We start from the raw sequence: 22,293 nt of genomic DNA on the forward strand, positions 1-22,293 counted from the left end.
CACGCTCATGAAGACAACCGTCGTCGTCGGCGCCGGCCCGGCCGGGTGCGCAGCAGCCATCACGCTGGCCCGCAGCGGCGCCCCAGTCACCCTGATCGACAAGGCCACGTTTCCTCGGGACAAGATCTGCGGCGACGGCCTGACCACCGGCGCCCTCCGGGAACTGGAGTCGCTGGGCTTCTCCCCGGACGGTGTCGCCAACTGGACCCCGGTGTCGGACGTGGTGGTCCGTTCCCCCACCGGATCGGTCGTCCGCTTCCCGCTGCCCCGTGACGACAGCCTGCACGCGGTGGTCGTGCGGCGCCTCGATCTGGACGCGGCGCTGCTGAAACACACCCGCAGTTTCGACGTGGAGGTGCTGGAGGGCGAGGGCATCGCAGCGATCGATCCCGGCGCCGACGGCATCGAGGTGACCACATCCGGCGGGCGCACCATCGCAGCCGGACGAATCATCGCCGCAGACGGCATGTGGTCGGCCACCCGCAAACTCTCAGGGGACACCGTCGACCGCTACCGGGGCGACTGGCACGCGTTCCGTCAATACTTCACCGGCGTCACCGGCCCGGCGGCCGACGACCTGTGGGTCAGCTTCGAGCCCGACATCCTGCCCGGGTACTTCTGGTCGTTCCCCCTTGGCAACGGCCGGGCCAATGTGGGATTCGGCATCATGCGACACGACGGCATCTCGCCGGGCAACAAGCTGGACCGCGTGCACGACATGGCCAAGCGCTGGCCCGAACTCCTTGATCGGCCCCATATCCGCGAGCTGCTGGGCAACGAGGCCACTCCGGAGTCACCCCACCGGGCCTGGCCCATACCCGCCCGCATCGGTGACCTGCCCCTGGTGGGCGACCGGGTGCTGTACGTGGGCGACGCCGCTGCCGCAGGCGACCCGATGACAGGCGAGGGCATCGCCCAGGCGCTGGTCACGGGAAGGCTCGCCGCCGAGGCGGTGGTGGCCGAGGGCGCCGGCGTCGAGGCGAACTACGAACAGGCCGCCCGGGCCGCCCTGCTGGCCGATCACCGCATGTCGCTTGCGCTCACCCGTGCGCTCAGCCACCGCAAAGGAGCCGCCGTTGCATTGGCGCTGGCCGGCGCAACAGGTTGGACCCGACGCAACTTCGCCCGCTGGCTGTTTGAGGACTACCCACGTGCCCTCGTGCTCACGCCCCGCCGCTGGGGTCGAGGAATGTTCACCCCACCGGGCGCTACATTCGAGCGATGATCTCCACTCGTCTCACCGAGCTACTCGACATCGAGGCTCCCGTCATGCTGGCGGGCATGGGCGGGGTGAGCTATCACGAGCTCGCCGCAGCCGTCTCGAATGCGGGCGGCTTCGGTTGTTTGGGTGCCTCGACCATGTCCGACGAGTCGATGGCCGAGGAGATCGCCCTCACGGCCGCCGCCACCGAGGCACCCTTCGGAGTCGACCTGCTGACCGCCGCCGGGGACATGACCGAAAAGGTTCGAGCCATCATCGCCGGGGGCGCCCGTGTGTTCGTCGCCGGGTTGGGCGTGCCCAGGGACGTGGTCGAACTCTGCCACGAGTCCGGCCTGTTGGTGGTGAACATGTGCGGCAAGGTGCGCCACGCCGTCGATGCGGTGGCCGCAGGGTGCGACATCGTGGTGGCCCAGGGAACCGAGGCGGGCGGCCACACCGGCCGGGTTGCAACCATGGCGCTGGTGCCCCAGGTGGTCGATGCAGTGGGAGACCGCGTGCCGGTGGTCGCCGCGGGAGGCATCGTCGACGGCCGCGGGCTGGCCGCCGCGCTCAGCCTGGGCGCCGACGGAGTGTGGGTGGGTACCCGCTTCATCGCCACACCCGAAGCCCGAGCGGTGCCCGGCTACAAGGACACGCTGCTGGCCACCGGGGAGGACGGCACCACGGTTACCCGGGCTTACACCGGCAAGACGTGTCGGGTGGTGCGTAACCGCTACACCGAGAGCTTCGAGGAATCCGGTGGCGTGGCCCAGCCGTTTCCAGGTCAGTTCCTCAAATCCCTGGAGGATGGCGCCAACCACCTGGGCGGCGGGCCGGACACCGAAGGTGTTGACGCCGACCGCGAGTTCTTCCCCTGCGGCCAGGGCGTGGGCTCACTCGGGCAGTTGACCCCGGCGGCCGACATCGTCACCTCGATGGTGGCCGAGGCCGAGGCCGTGCTTACCGCCCTAACCGGGACAATCGGGCAACCAGCACCTGCGTCACCGTGAGTGCATCCAAGCCCGACGCGCCCCGCAGGTCGACGTCGGCTTGCGCCAACAGGGCGATCGCACGCGCCACACCTTCCGGGCCCAACCGTCGGCTTTGAGCCAGCGCCTTCTTGGCAGGGAACGTCGACCCCTTGATACCCAACAGGTCGGCTGCGTCGCGCTCGGTTCGCACATCTGAGCCCGACAGCGCAGCGATGCGTTGATAGTGGGTGATGAGCGATGCCATGACCTGAAGTGGATGTCGGTCTCCGCCACTCACCATACGGTTGAGGTTGTCGATGGCCACCTTGGATCGACGATCGTCAATTGCGTCGGTCAGGTCCCACGGCGGCACCGAGCCGGCCTCGCCGAGATAGTGCGCCAGGTCGGGAGCATCCACCAGAGCGCCCTCGCCGTACACGCCCTTCAACGTGGCGCCCAGACCGACCAGCCGACCCAGATCCTCCCCCAGCGTCGACTGCACCAACGTTTTGGCGGCCGGGGTCAGGCGCACCGGCAGGGCGGACAACTGCTCGCCCACCCACTGCGACCGCGCCTTGCCGCCACCGGGGGCCTTGGTCTCCAGCAGCCCGCCGGCCGCTTTCACGGCGCTCAGCAACTTGCGGGGCGTGGCGCCCAGACGGGCACCCGAAACCGCAGGGCGTTCCCAGGCAATCACGATCACCGAGCTCTCTGAAGGCGACTCGATGTAACGCAGCACCTCTGCGCAGTCGTCGGTGTTGAACCGTCCGCCCTCACGTGCCACCAACACCCTCCGACCAAACATCGACGGTGTTTCTGCCGCCATCACCACGGCACCAAGTTCGTAGTCGGCACCCGAGAAGACGTCCACGGTCTCGGAGCGGTTGGCGTCGCCAACCAGACGATCGACGAGTTTACCGACCGCGTCCTCCACCAGAACCGGGTCGTCGCCACGAACCAGCCATACAGGGGGGGCTGCGGTCATCGTCGAACCGTCCTGCGGTCGGTGATGGCTGCGATCACGTGACACACCCTGCGGGCGGCCCGGGGATCGTCGGTGGCCACGCCGACACCGGCGATGAAGGCTGCGCTCATCAGACCTATTCGGGCGGCAGGGGTCAACGCCGTCGGCACACACACCACCTGCTGCTTCGGGGATACGGGCGCGGCATTGCCGGGCATCACCACGTGGTGGCCCCGCGCGATGGCCTCCGAGTGAGTCGTGGTGCTGACGGTCACGATGCAGCACCGTAGCGCCGTCGGCACAGATCCTGCCTCATGACAGCACCTCACAGCCGGGTGTCACAGCGCGGTCGGTGACGACACCCACGGGCAATGCGTCACGAACCTGTACCACCGTGGCGGCCAGGCGGAGCCCACCCGGGGTCACGGCCAGCACGTCGATCCGGCGCACCTCCACATCCGCCAGCGCCGCCAACAGACGGCGATCCGACGGAGGCGCCCGCTCGAGCACCAGGACGGTGCCCCGCTCGTCCACCAACAGGCAACCCCCGGGGACCGCGCCGCTTGTGGGTGCAATCGGCCGCCCGGCCCAAAGGGCCGCCACCACCAGTGGTGCCCACAGCACTTTTGATGCCACGACGGCTCGGGAGCGCCCCTCCCAATGGCCCCAAACCATCCAGGTCGCCAAGCCCAGGGCCATCAACGCGTAGGTCTCTGTGGGCGTCACCCGACCCAGCGGCAGCAAGGCCGCCGACCGGGCCACCCCGTCGACCCACCAGGCAGCCATCGCCACGGGCAGCCGGGCGGCCGTTGCCACCGGACCGGGCAGCGTCCCGGCCACCAACCCGATGGTCATGCCCCACAGCGTCAAGAATCCGGCGGGTGCACCGGCGAGGATGTTGGCCGGAAACGAGGCCAGCGGCACCGCCAGGCCCGCAGCGGCCAACACCGGCGCCACCCCGACCTGCGCCGCCAACGTGGCCCGTGCGACAGCCACCGGGTTTACGTCGCTGCCGCGCCGATCGCCCAAACCCACCACCAGGCCCAACGTGGCCGCCGCAGACAGCCAGAATCCCAGGGAGCCGACCACCAACGGGTCCACCAGCACCACTGCGGTCAGGGCGCCCGCCAGCACCGTGGACGCATCCACCAGGTGACCACGTCGGGCTGCGACGGCCGCCACCAAGGCCGCCGCGCCCGCCCGCAACACCGACGGGTCGGGGCGCACCAGCACGACGAACCAGCCCACCACGGCCGTCACCATCATCCAACGGCGCCCCACCGGCACCCTCGTGATCAGCGGGGCGCACAACACCAACATGAGCGCCACGTTCTGTCCCGACACCACCAGCAGGTGGGTCAGCCCGGACCGCAAAAAGCGGTCTCGTTGCGCAGCGGACTGAGTGCGATCGTCGCCCAGCGCTGCGCCCAGCACCAGGGCCCTGGCGTCAGGATCAAGCGGAGCCACCGACGTCCGGATGCGCTCCCGCACCCCGGCCGCAACCGCAACGGCGCCACGACCCACCCGTATATCCCCCACCCAATCCACCTGAAGCTCGCCCGCGAGATGGCGGGACCTGTGCCATCCCGTTGACTCACGGAATCGCCGTGTCCGTCCGGTCACCCGCATCGAGTCGCCCAGCTGCAAGGCGGCCACCTCTCCGGCCGACGGCCCATCGATTGAGGCAAGCAAACGTCGGTCGCCATCGGCGACAACCACCTCGATACCGCCAAAGCTCACCTCAGGATCGCCGCGCAACACCACCACTCCGCTGACCGGTCCAGGGTCGAGGGTGTCCAGCGGCGCCAGCGCCCGAAGGGACAGCCCCACGACCACCACCATCAAGGCAGTCGCCACACCTGCGGCCGAGCGGCCCAGCCAGGCCCACACCAGCCCTCCAGAGCCCAGCAACAGGGCGAGCAAGGCAGCCCGGGTCGCCATCGGACCCAACCTGGCGTACACGACCGGCCCGGCCACGGCGCCCAGCAAGGCCCCGACCGCAACCTTGGCCGGGGCCAGGTTCACACCGTGACCAGGTCGGCCATACCCTCCAGCTTTGCGTCGCCGATACCACGCACCTCCAGCAGGTCCTCCACCTGGGTGAACGGCCCCACCTCGCTTCGGTGCGCCACAATCGCCTCAGCGGTCACCGGGCCGACGCCGGGAAGCTCCTCCAGCGCGGCCTCATCGGCGGTGTTGAGGTTGACCAGCCCTCCTGGCGTTGCCGAATTGCCCGTGTCGGCCTCGTTCGTTCCCGTGGACTCCGGCACCGAACCCTGCGAGGAGCCCAGACCCGGCCCCAACGCATCCTGAGGCATCGTTCCCGGGGCCTCAGCCTGACCGAGGGCCGGGATGTACGCGCGTGAGCCATCGGCCAATGGCTCGGCCAGATTCACACGATCGAGGTCAGCCTGGGGTGTGGCGCCACCGGCAGCTGCAACCGCATCAGCCAGGCGACCGCCGACGTTCACGGTGTAGAGGCCGGGGTGGAGCACCTGCCCGGCGACGTGCACCACCACCTCCTGCGGTACCGACGATCCGCTTGGCATCGTCGTAACTGCCGGCACAGCCTGTCCGGCCGGCACAGCCTGTTCAGCCGGCACAGCCTGTCCGGCCGGAGTTGGCACCGATGGTGCCGCTGCCGACTTCACCGCTGCTCTCGGCAAATCGACAGGTTGCGCGCGTCCCTGCGACATCCACCAGGCGCCAAGCCCGAGCAGCGCCACGACGCCGATGGCCACCAGCCCCATGGCGATGGGCCCACTCCTCTGTTGACCCGGATCCTCAAGCGGGTCACCGCGGGGTCGCAATCGGGCGCGAAGGTCTCCAATCAGCTCAGATGCAGCGCCACCCGGGCGCGAGCGCTTTTCGCGGGGAGACAGCGCGTCAAAGGGATCGTCCATAGGCCAACGGTAGAAACCGAATCCCTTGTTGGCACTGGGGATCGCTCACCGGGGACCCCTCACCGGGGAGGGCGCCCCGGGGAGGGCGCCCCGGAGCCGCCTCGCACCTATCCGGCGGACACCGCCCCCACCTGACGTTTCGGCTGCCATTCGGGTTGACCCACTTCGTCGTGCTCATCATGCTCGATCAGTTCGACTCCCGTGGCATTGGGCGCGGAGAAGTGCATCCAGTCCTTGGTGGTCAACCAATCCCCACCCCAGTTCCATCGCAGCCGCCAGAACGCGGAGGTGACCGGACCGTAGGGTGCGACCTCACCGACTCTGGCCTTACCTCTGGTGCGACGCTGCGTGTAATCGATGGTGGGGTGTTTTGGAAAGACGTACTTCCTGTGCGAGTAGGGATTGATCACGGGGTTGATGTCGATCGCCTCCCCGAATGAGTGACGCGACCAGCTACCGCTCTGCAATTTGCGACACGAAAACCCAACCGTGTTGTTCACGAGTTCTCCTGCCGCCGGATCAAGCCGGGCCCACCATGCGGCCCAAATATCCATCCGTTCAATTCTGAATCCGGCTGAGTACAGCTCACCAAACGCACGGCCCAGCGTCTCTGCCTTGGCCCGGGCCACGAGGATGGTGCCACGCCTCGGCGCGCCGTTCAGGTCCAAGAACGTCGGCTCGAGCACCACCAACCGCCCGATCGGCACCGGGCACTGGTGGGACGGTGCGTAGACCGGACCCAACCGGGTGACCTCATTCTGGCTGGGCGCCCGCCAGGAAACCTCGTACCCCTTCGCCGATTTTGGGGCAGGAAGGTATGCGGGCGCCGGCCTCGAGGGCCGAACTGGTCTCGGTGCGGGCTTGCCACCACATGCTCCCAAGAGCGCGCCCCCTACACACAGGGCCACCAACCCGCCGATGAAGCGCCGAGCGCGTCCCGTATTGACAAACATAATTCACATGTTAGCGGGGCCCATTGAACAACCGTGAGGTCTCCCTGCGGAGGCTTAAAACAACCGTGCGGTCAACTTGCGGCGCCACTCCGACGTAGCCGGGTCGTCCGGGTCCAACAACTCCAGCAGCTCCAAAAATCGGGTACGGGCGTCGTCGTCACCCTTGACGCGGTCGAGAAGAGACGCCAACTCGGTGGTGACCCCACCGACGGGGATCAACCCACCCGAGGCGGCCAGGGCGCGCACATGTCGAACCTCCAGATCGCCCTCGGAGAGCCCCTCGACGAGGGCGAGCGCCTCCTCGGTGCGGCCGTCGCCGACCAACACCTTGGCCAACGCCACACGCGCACCCTCGTGGGAGGCGTCAATGGCGAGCGCGGCACGTAGCGACCCTTCGTCGCCGAAGCCGACCAGTTCATCGAGTCGCTCGCTCTCGTCCGCAGGCAGCAGCCCCCGCACAAACTCCGCCACCTTGGCCTCCGGTTGTGCGCCCAGGAAGTTGTCGACCACCTGGCGGTCCACCAACCCGAAGACCGCCGGGATCGACTGCACCCGAAAAACCTGCGATGCCTGCGGGTTTTCGTCGACGTTGATCTTGGCCAAGGCCACCTTCCCGCCAACGTCGGCAACGACCTTTTCTAGAATCGGACCCAGGGTCTTGCACGGCCCACACCACGGAGCCCACAGGTCGACCACCACCGGAAGCTGTTCGGAGCGTGCCAGCACCTCGGTTTCGAAGGTGGCATCGGTGACGTCGACCATGGGGTGAACCTCGGAGGTGGGAGTGGTTGGAACCCACATCATACGGGCCCAGCAATCTCCGATCACCCAGAGGCGATAGCGTGGCCGAAGCGGGAGAGGACCACGGGAGAAGACGGTGAGCGACCTACCAGAAGGCATCAACGCCGACGCCGTCGGGGCGTGGATGGCCGAGCACATCGACACCCTGGCCCCGCCACTGACCTACACGTTGATCGCGGGCGGCCACTCCAACCTGACGTACTCGGTGACCGACACGGCCGGCGGGCACTGGGTGCTGCGCCGTCCGCCGTTGGGGCAGGTGCTGGCCACCGCCCATGACATGGCGCGTGAGCACACGATCATTTCGGCGCTTGGGCCGACCGACGTGCCGGTGCCTTCGGTGGTCGGCCTCTGCACCGACGAATCCATCAACGACGCGCCGTTCTACGTCATGGACTTTGTCGACGGCGTGGTGGTGCGAGACGAGAGCATCGCTTCGGACCTGACACCCGAGCAGCGAGCCCGCGCCGGCAGCTCCCTCATCGAGGTCTTGCACACCATCCACACCGTCGACATCGACGCGGTTGGCCTGGGCGACCTCGGGCGCAAAGAGGACTACCTGACGCGCCAACTCAAACGCTGGAATCGCCAGTACGAGCAGAGCTGCACGCAGGTGGACGAAGGAACGCTGCCCGACCTGGGCACATTGCACGACCTGCTGGCTCAGTCGGTTCCGCCCCAACAGCGCAGCTCGATCGTGCACGGTGACTACCGCTTGGACAACACCATGCTGGGCTCCGACGGTTCGGTGGTTGCAGTGCTGGATTGGGAAATCTGCACGTTGGGCGACCCGCTGGCCGATCTCGGCATGCTGATGTGTTACTGGCCCGATTCGGGCGACGCCGCAGCCATGCCCCAGCTTGCCACGGTGTCGCTGCCCGGATTCCCCCGGCGGGCGGACCTGCTGAACGCCTACAAGAAGCTGTCCGACCTCGACCTGTCCGGCATCGACTATTACGTGGCATTCGGCTACTGGAAGCTCGGCTGCATCATCGCCGGGGTGTACGCCCGCTACTCAGGCGGCGCCATGGGCGATGCCGGTCGCCAGGGAGCCGAGGGTTTTCGAACCATGATCGAGGGCATCGTGGAGCTGGCTTACGACGCATTGGAGCACGACACATGAGCGAACTGGTGGACATTCACCTCCGACCCGAGTTGGCCGAGCCGACGCTGATCATCGCTCTCGACGGGTGGATCGATGCGGGCGGCGCCGCCGATACGGCCGCCGAGGCCATGGCCGATCAGGCGGGCGTTGCCACGCTCGCCAGCTACTCCACCGATGAGTTGCTGGACTACCGGGCACGTCGCCCCACCATGCACCTGTTGGAGGGCGTCATCACCGACCTGGAGTGGCCGGCGATTGAACTGAGTGGCGGCACCGACGCCGCCGGCAACGACGTGCTGTTCCTGACCGGCGCAGAACCCGACCGGCTGTGGCGAACCTTCGTGGGCGCAACCGTGGAGCTGGCCCTGAGCTTTGACGTGAAACGGGTCATCGGCCTGGGTGCCTACCCGGCACCGGTACCTCACACCCGGTCCAGCCGACTGAGCATCACCACCGCGTCCCAGGAGGTTTCCGACAGCCTCACCGGATTTCAGCGAGGCACCCTCGAGGTCCCCGCCGGCGTTTTCGCCGCACTTGACGAGGAATTCAACGCCGCAGGCATCCCCGCTTTCGGCCTGTGGGCGCAGGTGCCTCACTACGCGTCCAACCTGCCCTCCCCCGCCGCAGCCAAGGCATTGGTGCAAGGGGTCATGCACCACACCGGCCTGAGCTTCAACCTTGACCCGATGGAGAGCGAGGTCAAGGCCGGCCGGCTGCGGCTCGATTCGCTGTTGGAGTCCAACCCGGAGCATCAGCCACTGGTGGAGCAGCTGGAGGAGGCCTGGGACCAGGGCCAGAGCGCCGACGCGGCGTTCACGTCCCCCGACGGCAACCTCCCGTCCGGCGAGGAGTTGGCCGCCGAGTTTCAGGAGTTTCTGCGGGACCAGGGTCCCGAAAGCTGAGCAAACTCCTCACCAATGGCACCCTGATCGTCCATCACGACGTTGCGGACCAACTCGCCGACGTGTTCGAGGAGCTGTTCGAGAACAACCACCCCATCAGATCGATCATCCCGATTCATCGGTTTGGTGGCACCGGCGCCCCATTCCTACGGGACGCCGCTCGACCTGAGCCCGCTGGAGAACCCCTGCGTCAGCATCTCGGGCATGACCTCGCCCCCGGCGAGCGAGCGGTACCTCGACCGCGTCCCGAGCCACACGGCGGTGATCTCCCATGGCGACAACGTCGTCGAGGCCTTCTCACAAACCGGGTGGCAGTGGGGCGGGATCTGGCCCGGCCCGGTGGACTACCAACACTTCTCGGTCAACGGCCGCTGGGCGCCTTGCGTCGATCATGCTCATCAGGAGTGACGCCATGCCGATCGACAACACCGGAAGGGCCGTCACGTTGAACCTCGGGTTGCCGTAGCTTGCCGCAGCGCTCACGCACACGATGACCAACGGTGCCGACACGACGAGCCACTCCCAGCCCCACGACCGCCTCCGACCAAGTTGCGCCAGGCCGACGACCCCGGCGACGGCCAACACAGCGTCAAGCGGGCGGCTTGCCAGCTGCCACCCGTAGCGTCGGGTCTCATCCGCGTCGCGGCGGGCCAGGTCTCGCGGATCCCAGAGCCCCCACACCCGGGCCTCGCGTGCCCCCAGGACCAGCGGCACGTCGGTCAGGTGCCTTCGGACGTACTCGACGGCTTGCGCCCGTTGGGCGTCGGCCACCTCCACCTCCGCCTCCCCTCCGGTGGGCGTCGCGTCCACGACGCACGGGAAGCTCCAACTGCCCAGGTCGGGTCCACCGTAGGTGGCATCGCAGTTCGACCCAGCCAACGCGCTGCTCGGCGAGATGGTTGACACGGCGTAGGTTCCGACCTTCCGATGGTTGCGCCACATCCATGGCCCCACAACCGACGCCACCACCAGCACCAGCAGCGACGTCGCCAACAGCCTGGTTCGCAATCCCGTGCCAACGCTCGCCAGCACCGCCGGCAACGCGACGAGCACCACCATCAGTGCCAGGTCCTGACGGGTCAGAACGGCCACGCCGCACACGGCTCCGAGGGCGATCACCGACGGCCAGCCGACCCCCTGGGTGAGCACCCGATGCGCCAGCACCAGCGCCGCCAACACCAGGGGTACCGTGAGGTTCTCGCTCATCGTCGAGGAGTCGGCGGCGATGAGCGTCGGGCTCAGCGCCACCGCTGCTGCTGCGAGCAGTCCGACCCGTGCGTCAGCGAGCGCTCGTCCCAGCAGGGCAACCAGTACCACCGTGATGACACCCGGTACCACCCCGGCCACGCGGACTGACATCGCACCGGGGCCAACCGCCCACTGCCAGACCGCCTGATAGGCCGGATACGCAGGCGGGAATGCCGCCGTCGACGTCAGGTTCCCCTCGAACAGCGACGTCGGCACCACAAATCCAGTCCCCGCCAGGATCGAACCGCCCTGCAACTGGTACCAGATGGCATCCAGTCCCGATTGCACCGGTCCGAGCACCCACACCACGTAGCCCACCCGAACCGCAACCGCCACGGTCGAGATCAGCGTCAGGCTCAGCGCCCACCGTCGAGGGCTCCCCCACCCACGCACGTTCGTCGTCACGCCGGACATCGTAGACCCGCCCTTACAGGTTGGCCTGCGACTGGACCATCAGTCGGCCAACGCGGATGCCAAGTCGTCGTGGTCGAACTCATCGAGCGGCCAGGTACCGAGCACCCCACCATCCGGGGTCAGCGCCACAACCACGGCCTCGTCGCCGGTTGCAAGCAACTCGTCGATGGACGACGTCGCATACACCGACACTCCGGCAGCAATCGCCGCGTCGGCGAGGTCAGAATCAAGCCGGGGCACACCGACGAGCAGCAGCGAGTAGTTCGGGGCGTCGAACGCCCGCTCACGCAACGACAACAGCGCCGCCTCGCACGACGCGCATCCCTGCCGGGTGACCAGCAGCACGGTCGGGCGGTCCGCAGCAAGCAATGACCCCAGCGTGTCATTCAGATCGAACCCCGTCATCAGCGTGGACCGGGTGGCCTCGCTCAGGCTCCTCTGGGTCGTGCGGGCAACCGGCGCCCGCGCCACCCGATGCCCCGGACCGCCGGCACAGCCGGCCAGCCCCAACGACCCCACGGCCAGCGCAGACGCCACGACGGCGGGCCGGACGTGTGAAGGCCCTGTGCCACGCCGCCGGGGCCACCAGTACAGGGCGGCCAGCGCTATCGCGGCGACGAGGAGCCACCACCAGTAGAGAGGATAGGCGCGGTACACGAACTCCACCCGGTGACGGCCCTCGGGCACGGCCACGCCCAGGAACGACGGGGTCACCATCTGGGTCGGCACCACCTCACCGTCGACCCGGGCCTCCCAACGTGGATGGAAGTTGGTGGCCGCCGTCACCACCCCGCCACGGTCCATCTCGACCTCGGCTTCAAAGCGCCCACCGTCGAGGTCGATCGTCGATGCCAGAACCGACCCTGGTGGTCCCTCCAGCGACGCCTCGAGCGATGAGTCATCGGGTGCGGTCGGCGTTGCCGGGGTTCGTCCCTCCAGGTTCACCACGCGTGCCTGCCACGGGGGACGATCCAGTGCCAGCTCAGTCCGGGCCGCCTCACCCAGCTCGGCTCGTGAGGTGTTCAGCGGTTCACCGACCGTGTCTACCACCGACACCCAGCCCGAGTCGGGCACCTCATAGAGCGCCAACCCGTCCTCAAGAGCAACCAGGTGGGTGCCGATGGGCCGTGCCCGCTGCGCCGGCTGGATCACCCAACGAATTCCGAAACGACGCAGGTCGGCCGCATTGGTGTCGTCAAGGTAGGTCTCCACATCGGCGCTCAGCGAGGCGATGCGCAGATTGAAACCGATCGAAGACACCGGGTAGTAGGCGAGGACCACCGGCACCGGAGCCCGTCCCACAAGAAACTCGTCACCCCAGTTGTTGATCCGTCCGGCGTACACCTTGCCGGGCCCCCGCTTCGTCACGTACCCGAGCAGGTCCTCAAGTGCAGACCCCCGAGATCGGTCCGCCTCAGCCTGTTGGGCAATCCACGAAGCGTCCTCTCCGGCGAACCGCACCCGCTCACGCATTGCAGGCGTGAGGATCACCAGCGCCAGTGCCGCGGCCCCGACGCTGCGCACGACCGCCCAATGGCGGGTTTCCGGCCCGAACCTCGGGGCCACCGCGGTGTGGCGGCGGGCGGTGTCGAAGATGGCCGTTCCAAGCCGGTCGAGGGCCGCTCCCGCCAACAGCACCAGCACCAACTGGATGGCCACGTGGTAGCGGTGCAGGAACACCTGATTGGCACCGGGCAGCAGGTCGATGATCGGAGCAAATGGATTTCGGCCAACGAACAACACGGAGCCCAGCAGCAACATGGCGGGCAACTCCCGGGCCCATCGAATCGGTGGGCGTCGCCAACGCAGCAGGGCCAGCACCAGGCCGGCCGAACCGAGCAACGCGATCACCGGCAGGCGACCCCGATCGGTCAGGTCGCCGTGCAGCAGCCACCCGCCCACTTTTCGCCAACCAAAGGAGTCCGGAAAGTCGCCGCCGGCATCGAAGGCAGAGTCGTTGGTGGCCCACTGGTCGGTCAGCAGGGGCACGAGCACCCAGGCCGACATCGCCAACGAACCAACCGCCAGCAGTGCGGTGCGAGGCAGTCGCTCCCGCCACTGCGACGGCCGCACCAACGGCCACAGCCCCAGGCACAACAGCACAAACCAGGCCGTGGGGAGATGGCACGCCACGGTGAGGGCCACCGCCGCTCCCGCACGGCCAAAGCGTCGCCCCTCGGCGACGGCCCGGGCCGACCACGCCAGCGCGAGTGGCGCCACCCACATGCCCCACAGCTGCGACCACAGGCCGTTGCCCAGCCACGAATAGCTGAACAGCTCGAAGCCGTAGCCGGTGGCCGACACCAGCAGCGGCGAGCACACCGCCGCCAACGCCGCGGCGCGGGGCCGCAGCCCAAAAGCACGGGCCGCGACCGCCACCGCGATCGGCCACGTGGTCCAGAGCGCCCAGTTGGTCCACACAAACGCCGACTCCGCGCCGACCGCCCAGCCGAGCAACCCGGTCAACGAATGGGGCAGGCTCTGATAGTGATGAAACTGGGCGAGGCCCGAGCTGAGACGGTTGAACCAACCGTCGAGGGGCAGGTGCCCGGCGCCAATGCGGCTCGACGCCCAATCGACCATCGCCTCGTGAAAGCCCGCGTCGTTGGGGTAGCTCACCCGCTGCAACAGCGCCCGAGTGGCCCAGCCGTTGGCCGTGACCGTGGCGGCGATCAGCAGCAGGTTGCCCCGGCCCCAGCCGTGTATCCAGGTGCGGATGGCGTGGCGGACGTTCATCCGTCGGTGGCCTCGGCGAGTTCGAGGTGCAGCGAGCGCAGGCACACGCTGGACCCGGGCGCCAACGCCAGGCCGACGCGATCGGCGGTAAAGGGCTCGCCGGTGATCAGTACTTCACCGTCCGGCCAGCGGTCGATCACCTCATCGGCGATGTAGCGCGGGGCCTCCACTCCGGCAACGGCCAACCTCGGTGCCGGGTCAACCGCATCGACCAGATCCAGGCGCAAGGTCCACTCGGCGGGTGTCAGCCGGCGGTTGAGCGGGATCCACGCCAGTGTCCCGTCGGGGCCCGCCCGTACGCACGTCCCCCCACCCGGCGAGGCCTCCACGGTCCCGGATCCCGTTGAAACGAAGATGTTGGAAAGGTCGCCGCTGGTGTAACGACCCCACGTCGCCGGGCCAAGGCGTCCGGTGTCGTCGGCAAGCAGCAGGTCGACACCGGGCTGGTTCCACGACGCCGTCACCCCAGCGAGCCCAAGCGTCACCGAGAGGTGGGTGCCCGAACCGAACTGGGGCCCAATCACAACGTGAGGAACGGTCGTGTCGGCCACGGTCACGTCCCCCCGGTTGGATGTGGCCTGGCGGTTCAGGCTGGACACGAAACGATCCCGATACTCCCGCGAACGAAACGCCGGGCCCTCGGCCCACGCTGCCGGGATCGATGCCAGCATCAGGCCGATTGCGATGGCGCTGAGTGCGACGAGCCGGCCGCGAGCAGTGGCCAGGTCCCGCAAGTTCGGTGTCCCCTCGACTGGTGTCGCACCGCTCCCAGACCGTCCCCAGGCCAGCCCCACCATCGCAATGACCGGCACCATCCAGGCACCGATCGCCACCTGGCGGTTCACCGTGCTGATCTGCCAGCCCAACTCGTCGAATCGCGAAGCTCCCAGCGCAGTGCCCCGAAGGAGCCCGACAGCAAGCACCGGACCTGCCAACACCCACCAGTGTCGCCCAACCCTGCGGGCCCACCACCAGGTGGCACCGGCGAGCACGAGCACCGACGCGGCCACCAGCAACCAGCCGGCGCCCGACCATCCCGCCTCCGGGGGCCGAATCCCCACCTGAGCCGGAACGGCGCCGTCGAGCACGCCGCGCACGCCCACCCACGCAGCCGTGGGGAGGGCAACTCCTCCGTCGGAACCCGACAGCCCAGCGGCGATCCACACCACCGCCGCTCCGCCCAACACTGCGCCGAGCGCCACACCCACACGCCACTGACGCCGCAGCGCCGACCCCACCGAACCTCCCTGGGCGAGCGCCACAAAAACCACGATGGCCACCAGAAGCGGCACGGTCAGCACCGAGGCCTCGAACGCGGAGAGCGCCAAAGCCACTGAGGCCCCCACCCCAACCGCCGCAGGCCACCCCGGCCGACGGATGGACGCCAAAAGAAACCAGACGGCACCCAGTGAACCCAGGGTGGAGCCAAGAACGTTGATCGATGCCGAAAACCACGACAGGGTTGACGGCCACGACCCATTGACCGCCACGGCGACGGCCGCCAGTTCGGGAATGGGCCGTGCGAGCCCCAGGCGGCGCCCAACGGCCACAGTGAGCGCCAAGCATGCAGCGAAGCCCCCGATCATCAGGAAAGCGGCGACCAGCCACGACGCGGTGCCCGCCAAGGACACCGCCTCAAAGGCCACCACCAAGCCGGGCATGACGTGACCGAAGATGTTACGGGTCAGCGCGTCCCAACCGAACGGCGATCGATCCACCACCTGCAGATGGTAGAAGTCGTCGTAGTAGAACCAGCTTTGAGTGACCACCCACAACGCCGGCGAAATCAACACCGCCACCAGCCCGAGGTCGCCTAGACGCCTCCTGGCCGCATCCCGCCCGGGCGCGGCGCTCACGCCGGGTTGGACCCGCCCGAACGTCGCCGCCAAAGCACCAGCCCGGCCGCCACAAGCAACGCCAGAACAACGATTCCGGCCAGCATCCACGTGGCGGCTCCGCCCGACGACGAGGCCTCATCCGACGGCTCGGCAGCCTCCCCGGCATCAACCGGTGGAGCCGGTTCTTCGGCCTTCTTGATGTCGATCTCGTCACCGGTCAGATCGAACTCCACCGAGACCGGCCGGGCCACCGGAACCACCCCATCAGCCGTGGAAACCGAGCCCAAAGAGGCTCCCACCAACTGACCGCCGATCGCGCCGGTGATCCATGCGGTGTAGGTGCCATCGCCCAATCCCAAGCGGGGCAGACGGCAGCTGGTTTCGGCGTCCGGCGGCAGGGCCTGGACCGGTTCTGGGAAGGTACAACGAACCACCAGGATGCCACCACGGGTAATCCACTGGGAATCAGCGGGACCACCTTCGACACTGCCCTCCGGCTCAGACGCAGTCAAACCGTCGGCCACAAGTTCCATCCCGATTGGGCTGCCGTTCCATGCCTCACCAGAACGATTCTCAACCTTGAAGGTGAGGCTCTCCGCATCGGCGGCTCCGGTGAGCAACACCTCGATGGAAGGACAGTCCTCTGACGCCGTCATGGTGGGCAACTCAAGGCAGGCGGGGATGCCGCCCTGCAAGGGTGCTGCACCGGCAGCAGTCGTCGTGAAGCCCAGCACCGACATGGCGACAATGCACCCGGCCGCCACGCTTCTCTGCGCCCAACGCGGCCCCCAGATTGGGGGCCGCTCAGCCGAAGGCAATTTGATGTCGTCGCTCAGTTGCGAACGGAGCGACGGCGACCCAGCACCAGAATCGTTCCGCCCAGACCAATCGACAGCAACGCCACGAGGAAGAAGACGCCGGTGTTGGCTCCGGTGCGAGCGAGAGGGCCAGATGCGGGGCTTTGGTTGACCCCGGCCACGGTCGCAGTGCCCGTCCTGGCTGACGCAACCGTATTCGGCGCAGTCCCGCCTGCCTTGGTTCCGCCTGGCTTGGTCCCGCCTGGCACAGTCACGCCCCCCGGGTTTGCACCTGGGCTCGTGGTCACAGGTGTGTCCGGCTTGGAGTCGGGACCGCTGTCAGGGCCATCCGCATCGGAATCACTCGTCACGTCGGCATTGCACCCGACACTGACGGTCTCGCCCGCTGCGTTCAGTCCGTATTGGACCGCTGCGTGCTTCCCCGGCTCGACGGTGGAAGGAACAGTGACTGTCACCACACGATCACTCGACACGGTGCCTTGGTAAACCTTGACCGGTGTCGAGAAGAGGAACACCTGAGCGATCGTCCCGTTGGCGAACTGGTCATCGATAACAAACGGGCCGCTGCCGCCGACGGTGATCGGACCGAAATTGGTGCACTGAACGAAATCGGCTCCGTTGGCAAGCACGTAGGCCTCAACCGCATCGGGGACGCCGTTGCCGTTCTCATCGGTCTGATCAGCGATGTCTGGCAGGGCGCCCGGGCCGGTGCTGCCGGTTGGACCGCTGGGATCGAGATCGCCAGTCGGACCGGTGGGGCCGGTCTCACCGCTTGGGCCGGTCTCACCGCTTGGGCCGGTCTCACCGCTTGGGCCGGTTTCGCCCGAAGGCCCTGTCTCACCCGAAGGCCCTGTGTCGCCAGTGGGGCCGGTCTCACCAGTAGGTCCGGTCTCACCGGACGGACCAGTCGCTCCAGTCGGGCCGGTGGGGCCGGTCTCGCCCGAAGGACCACTCGCTCCGGTCGGACCAGTCGGGCCGGTCTCACCCGAAGGACCACTCGCTCCAGTCGGACCGGTGGGGCCGGTCTCACCCGAAGGACCAGTCGCTCCAGTCGGGCCGGTGGGGCCGGTCTCGCCCGAAGGACCACTCACGCCGGTCGGGCCGGTGGGGCCGGTCTCGCCCGAAGGACCACTCACACCGGTCGGACCAGTCGGGCCGGTATCACCCGAAGGACCACTCGCACCGGTCGGACCAGTCGGGCCGGTATCACCCGAAGGACCACTCGCACCGGTCGGACCAGTCGGGCCGGTATCACCCGAAGGACCACTCGCACCGGTCGGACCAGTCGGGCCGGTATCACCCGAAGGACCACTCGCACCGGTCGGACCAGTCGGACCGGTATCACCCGAAGGACCACTCGCACCGGTCGGACCAGTCGGACCGGTATCACCCGAAGGACCACTCGCACCGGTCGGGCCAGTCGGACCGGTCTCACCCGAAGGACCACTCACGCCGGTCGGACCAGTCGGACCGGTCTCACCCGAAGGACCAGTGGCACCCGAAGGACCAGTGGCACCCGAAGGACCAGTGGCACCCGAAGGACCAGTGGCACCGGTCGGACCAGTCGGGCCGGTATCGCCCGAAGGACCAGTGGCACCCGAAGGACCAGTGGCACCCGAAGGACCAGTGGCACCCGAAGGACCAGTGGCACCCGAAGGACCAGTGGCACCCGTCGGGCCTGTTACGCCGACGGGCGGGCAGGACGGATTGTCGACGACGGCTACGGTCGCGCCGGCCTCGTCAGCGTTTTCGGCGCCGGTCAGGATGCCGTCCTGTGCCGATGCGCCGTTAAAGAACGTGGTACCGAACAGCGCAGTACAGGGCACGCTGAGCGTGTACTTGATGGTCACCGTCTGACCGGTGGCCATCGAGCCGGTGCACTGCACCACCTGCAAGGGCCCTTCGGCACAACCGGCACTCGCTGCAGTGCCAGCAATCGTGGCTGCCGACACGCTGTACCCGGGGGGCAGCGACTGGAGGCCGGTGTCGATGATGGTGGGGATCGCACCGTTGGGCAGCGGGCTGTACGCCGTGAGCGTCAGGGTGAAGTCGACCGAGCCACCACGCTGCACGGTCCCAGACGAGGAGGTCTTGGTCAGTCCAGTGTCAGCCACGACGCACACCGAGTTGGCGGTGGCATCATTGGGACGGACATCGCCGCCGGGAAGCGGAGGACGCTGAGCGTCGATCGATGCCGAGTTGGTGTAACACGTCCCGGCCAACGCCCCCGACGGAACAGCCAATGTGACCGGGATCTCGACGAAGTTCGAGGAGCTGCCGCTCGGATTCTGAGCGGTCACCACCCCTGGGATGTCGAAGCAGGTCACCGCTGAGGGGCCGGGTCCGGAGCGGCAGTTGGCGGGCAGGGTGCCAAAAGATGCTCCGGCGGGCAACACGTCGGAGATCACCGTGGTGTCGCGGTTGCCCGGGATTCCCACCCCGGGTGCAGCGGTGTTGGCCGACATGTTGTCCGGGCCGTAGTTGGTCACCCGAATCTTCCATGAGGCGGCGCCTCCGGGCAAGGTGGTCAGTCTGTCGGCCACCTTGGTGATGCCAAGGTCATATGCGCAGGGATGCCACGTGATGGTGGAACCGACGTTGTTGTCCTCGTTCGAGGAGATCGAACCTGGGTTGGCGCTGCTGGAAACGTTGTAGTTGACAGTGGATGCGACCTCTTGGATCGATCCGGTAACCAGGTTGGTGGCTGACACCGACGAGCTGCCAGCACCGCCGCCGCCGCCCACGGCAGTTTGGCTTGCGAGTGCGTCATCGCCAGGTCCGCCACCGCCACCGCCGAACAGACCGGCTCCACCGGAACCTCCGGAGCCGGGATCACCAATGATCCCGAAGTCATCCTGCCCCGGACCGCCGAGTCCACCGTTCGATCCGCTGCCCGGCGAGCCGTTGGCATCATTACCTGCGCCACCTGCGCCTGCTGCGGCCGCCGTGCCGCCGTTGCCTCCCGAACCACTCTCGCTGATGTTGCCGGCGCCGCCGATCGAGCCGGATGGCACGTTGCCATTGCCGGAAGTGCCGCCCTGACCGTTGGCTGTTCCCGCTGCCGAAAGCAGACCGGCATTGCCCCCACGCCCATAGTTCTCACCAGGGGGGAAATCGTCGGAGTTATTGGCACCCCCGCCACCACCACCCGCAAAAACCTTGGAGCTGCCACCGATGCGCACCTCGATGGCGTCGCCGCCGGCACCGCCGGCGTTTCCAGCGGTCTGGGCCGGACCACCGGGATGGCGTCGAGCCTCGACGGCCGCTCCGGGGGTTACCCGGTAGGTCGCCGTGATGATCGCTCCGTCGCCGCCTCGACCAGTGTCGCGGTCTGCCGAAGCTGCACCGTTGCCGCCTCGGGCCTCGACAGTCGCCCGGCACACGCCGATTGGCACAGTCCCCGACCGCGAGGTGAACGAACCCACTGGGTTTACCGGACTGTAGTCGGAGCTGGTGGGGATGCCGGTGATCGCAGCAGCGCCCGCCGTGCCTGCGAGTGGACCGAAACTCATACCGGCCACCGCCATGCCGCCCACCAGTCCGGTGGCGATCAGGCTGCGCCGCATCCGCCCGGTTCCGTCGAATCGCTTCACATCTGCCTCCAACATTCGGCGCCACCGGCGCTGCGCAGCCCCATTCGAGCTACACGAGAGAGTATCCCCCACCACTTGAAGGCCGGTCAACCCAAAACGGACCTCCTGGGCGAACTCGGGACGGTCTGCTCACTGGCCGCCCAGGGTCTTGCCCTTACGGGGCCCGGCGATCGGCGCCCAGTCCGCCGGGATCTCCTGAGCGGTCGGAGGAAGCTCGTCGAACCCGGTGACGCCGGTTTCGGGATCGAACACGTGCGGTTCGTCGTCGGGCCACTCCCCCGGCAGGTAACGCTTGCCGCCGTCGGAATAGCGCCAGCCACCCTTGCCCTCAACGCCGCCCTCGTCGAGCGCCATCACAGCCGGATCCCAGGAGATCTCGGTCATGTCATCAAGGGCCACATAGTCAGGGTTGGGAAAGAAACCACGGTTACCAAAGCTCACCTGCGGGGCAATCGGCGACGATGGCAGCACCGGCGAGGCGAACAGAACGTCGCGGAACCGCTCCGGCGTCAGATCCGGGCCGGCCCCCTGCAACGCACCGAACAGCACCTGAAGGTTCGGCACGGCGAGCAGGGTGGCAGCACCGCCGGGCGGGTCGATGCCGAAGTACCACTTGTGTAATCCAATGGGGCTGCCCAGACCACCGGCGACCCTCGGAAACAGGCTGGTCGGCCCGAACGCATGCGCCCACTGTTTCTGGTCGTAGGTGCGGCTGAACACGTTGTTCTCCACCAGGGTTGATCCGCTGGTCACCCACTCGGGGAAGTAGTCCTGCTCGGTGGAGATGCGGGTGAGCGTCTGAGGCGCAATCGGGTCGCCCACAAACACGATCGTGGTGACGCCCGCCGACTTGAACTGGCTGAGCATCGCCCGCCCCGTGGAACCGAGCGCCAGCGGGTCGTCGTAGCGCTGAATCTTGGTCAGTTTGGCGTCGTAGTCGTCGGCCAGGGTCTGTATGAACTGCTTCACCGGATCGTCGTCGGCCTCGGCACCCTCGGCGGCGATCATGGCGATCTTGCGGGGCTTGTTTTTGAGTGGCCCACCGGCCCACTTGGCCGGTCGGTCGAAGAGCCGCTTTCCCAGGTACTCGGCCACCAGGACCAGGTTCTGGGTGAGCGTCTTCTGAACTCCCCACTGGGTGGGGTCACGGTCGGCGTAAAACGAGTCGTCGCCAGTGGAGGTGCAGCCCACACAGAGCACGCCGTTGGCCGAAATCGTGTCGGCGAAGGCGTTGGACAACTGCGGTCCGTTGATGACGGCGAACGGCTTGATGTCGCGAGCGATTGTTTCGGCATCGGCGGTGGCAGAAACGGAGTCCTGGATGTTGCCGGTCGCGGTATAGGGAATGAGCTTGACCTTGCGGCCGTAGAACTCGTAATACTCGCCAAAGATCTCGTTGAAGTTGGCATAGGCCCGCTGGGCATCACCCGGCTTGGTCTTCAGACCGATCTGGCCGTAGATGAACTCGAGGATCGGGTCGCCCGGCTGGTTGAGATAGGCGACCACTTTGATCTCATCCGCGGTAACACCGGGTGTGGTCTCACCGCCGTTGTCGCCGGTGAACTTGGCGAAGCAGTTCTGCTGAGGAGCCAACGGCAGCGCCAGGGTGCCCGTGTCGGGGTCGCAGCGATCACCGAAGTCGTACTCATCGAGGGTGCCCTTGGCCTTGGCTTGATCGTAGGTCATGACGCCGGGCGGCAACTCGATATCGGTGGTGTCCTTGGCCCCGGCCCCCGTCGAGGTGACGGTTGGCGCCGCTTGTGTGCCATCGATGGGGTCGACGAACACGACGACCGCCGCCACCAACGCCAGCGAGGCGAGAATGGCAACCATCGGACCCCACCGG

The 22,293-nt window shown here is 67.6% G+C and carries 17 protein-coding genes; 5 read left to right on the forward strand and 12 right to left on the reverse strand.

Annotated features, from left to right (window positions below):
• Nucleotides 1-7 precede the first annotated feature (7 nt).
• Nucleotides 8-1,225 carry an NAD(P)/FAD-dependent oxidoreductase gene (locus MPARV_RS0110510; RefSeq protein WP_020378207.1) on the forward strand — a complete coding sequence of 406 codons (1,218 nt, stop codon included), beginning with the start codon at nucleotides 8-10 and terminating at the stop codon, nucleotides 1,223-1,225.
• Nucleotides 1,222-2,211, forward strand: coding sequence for an NAD(P)H-dependent flavin oxidoreductase (locus MPARV_RS21220; RefSeq protein WP_012223062.1), 990 nt, complete (start codon nucleotides 1,222-1,224; stop codon nucleotides 2,209-2,211). The genes MPARV_RS0110510 and MPARV_RS21220 overlap by 4 nt, the downstream gene beginning before the upstream one ends.
• On the opposite strand, the gene holA is transcribed toward MPARV_RS21220, so the two are convergent.
• From holA to MPARV_RS0110545, 6 genes are all read right to left on the reverse strand, one after another.
• The gene (holA, locus tag MPARV_RS0110520) at nucleotides 2,162-3,157 is read right to left on the reverse strand and encodes a DNA polymerase III subunit delta (protein ID WP_020378208.1); all 996 of its coding nucleotides are present in this window, start codon (nucleotides 3,155-3,157) and stop codon (nucleotides 2,162-2,164) included. The two genes, MPARV_RS21220 and holA, sit on opposite strands and share 50 nt — an antisense overlap.
• Entirely contained in the window at nucleotides 3,154-3,411 is a 258-nt protein-coding gene (locus MPARV_RS0110525; protein ID WP_020378209.1) for a hypothetical protein, read from the reverse strand. The genes holA and MPARV_RS0110525 overlap by 4 nt, the downstream gene beginning before the upstream one ends.
• A gap of 37 nt (nucleotides 3,412-3,448) precedes the next feature.
• On the reverse strand, nucleotides 3,449-5,161 hold the full coding sequence (locus MPARV_RS0110530) for a ComEC/Rec2 family competence protein (protein ID WP_020378210.1): 1,713 nt from the start codon (nucleotides 5,159-5,161) through the stop codon (nucleotides 3,449-3,451).
• The gene (locus tag MPARV_RS0110535) at nucleotides 5,158-6,039 is read right to left on the reverse strand and encodes a ComEA family DNA-binding protein (RefSeq protein WP_051011966.1); all 882 of its coding nucleotides are present in this window, start codon (nucleotides 6,037-6,039) and stop codon (nucleotides 5,158-5,160) included. Before MPARV_RS0110535 ends, MPARV_RS0110530 begins: the two co-directional genes overlap by 4 nt.
• A 107-nt stretch (nucleotides 6,040-6,146) precedes the next feature.
• Entirely contained in the window at nucleotides 6,147-6,782 is a 636-nt protein-coding gene (locus MPARV_RS22705; RefSeq protein ID WP_155852212.1) for a M15 family metallopeptidase, read from the reverse strand.
• Between the two features lie 264 nt (nucleotides 6,783-7,046).
• Nucleotides 7,047-7,754 carry a tetratricopeptide repeat protein gene (locus tag MPARV_RS0110545; protein ID WP_100221309.1) on the reverse strand — a complete coding sequence of 236 codons (708 nt, stop codon included), beginning with the start codon at nucleotides 7,752-7,754 and terminating at the stop codon, nucleotides 7,047-7,049.
• Between the two features lie 115 nt (nucleotides 7,755-7,869).
• On the opposite strand from MPARV_RS0110545, the gene MPARV_RS0110550 reads away from it, so the two are divergent.
• The 3 genes from MPARV_RS0110550 to MPARV_RS26055 all read left to right on the forward strand — a co-directional run bounded on the left by MPARV_RS0110550 (nucleotide 7,870) and on the right by MPARV_RS26055 (nucleotide 10,208).
• Nucleotides 7,870-8,916 carry a phosphotransferase family protein gene (locus MPARV_RS0110550; protein ID WP_012223017.1) on the forward strand — a complete coding sequence of 349 codons (1,047 nt, stop codon included), beginning with the start codon at nucleotides 7,870-7,872 and terminating at the stop codon, nucleotides 8,914-8,916.
• Nucleotides 8,913-9,800 (forward strand): PAC2 family protein, encoded by an 888-nt coding sequence (locus MPARV_RS0110555; protein ID WP_012223015.1) that lies wholly within the window; start codon nucleotides 8,913-8,915, stop codon nucleotides 9,798-9,800. The genes MPARV_RS0110550 and MPARV_RS0110555 overlap by 4 nt, the downstream gene beginning before the upstream one ends.
• A gap of 126 nt (nucleotides 9,801-9,926) precedes the next feature.
• Nucleotides 9,927-10,208, forward strand: coding sequence for a M15 family metallopeptidase (locus tag MPARV_RS26055; RefSeq protein ID WP_012223013.1), 282 nt, complete (start codon nucleotides 9,927-9,929; stop codon nucleotides 10,206-10,208).
• Here the strand turns inward: MPARV_RS26055 and MPARV_RS25800 are convergent.
• The 6 genes from MPARV_RS25800 to MPARV_RS0110590 all read right to left on the reverse strand — a co-directional run bounded on the left by MPARV_RS25800 (nucleotide 10,098) and on the right by MPARV_RS0110590 (nucleotide 22,280).
• Entirely contained in the window at nucleotides 10,098-11,453 is a 1,356-nt protein-coding gene (locus MPARV_RS25800; protein ID WP_157789553.1) for an ArnT family glycosyltransferase, read from the reverse strand. The two genes, MPARV_RS26055 and MPARV_RS25800, sit on opposite strands and share 111 nt — an antisense overlap.
• Nucleotides 11,454-11,501: 48 nt before the next feature.
• Entirely contained in the window at nucleotides 11,502-14,198 is a 2,697-nt protein-coding gene (locus tag MPARV_RS0110570; RefSeq protein WP_020378216.1) for a glycosyltransferase family protein, read from the reverse strand.
• Nucleotides 14,195-16,054, reverse strand: coding sequence for a hypothetical protein (locus MPARV_RS0110575; RefSeq protein WP_157789554.1), 1,860 nt, complete (start codon nucleotides 16,052-16,054; stop codon nucleotides 14,195-14,197). The genes MPARV_RS0110570 and MPARV_RS0110575 overlap by 4 nt, the downstream gene beginning before the upstream one ends.
• On the reverse strand, nucleotides 16,051-16,776 hold the full coding sequence (locus MPARV_RS0110580) for a hypothetical protein (RefSeq protein ID WP_012223003.1): 726 nt from the start codon (nucleotides 16,774-16,776) through the stop codon (nucleotides 16,051-16,053). The genes MPARV_RS0110575 and MPARV_RS0110580 overlap by 4 nt, the downstream gene beginning before the upstream one ends.
• 92 nt (nucleotides 16,777-16,868) lie before the next feature.
• Nucleotides 16,869-20,447 (reverse strand): hypothetical protein, encoded by a 3,579-nt coding sequence (locus MPARV_RS25565; protein WP_238538855.1) that lies wholly within the window; start codon nucleotides 20,445-20,447, stop codon nucleotides 16,869-16,871.
• 129 nt (nucleotides 20,448-20,576) lie between these two features.
• Nucleotides 20,577-22,280 (reverse strand): type 1 periplasmic-binding domain-containing protein, encoded by a 1,704-nt coding sequence (locus MPARV_RS0110590; RefSeq protein WP_020378220.1) that lies wholly within the window; start codon nucleotides 22,278-22,280, stop codon nucleotides 20,577-20,579.
• Between the last annotated feature and the right edge of the window lie 13 nt (nucleotides 22,281-22,293).

The organism is Candidatus Microthrix parvicella Bio17-1, assembly GCF_000299415.1.
GTDB classification, from domain to species: Bacteria; Actinomycetota; Acidimicrobiia; order Acidimicrobiales; family Microtrichaceae; genus Microthrix; species Microthrix parvicella.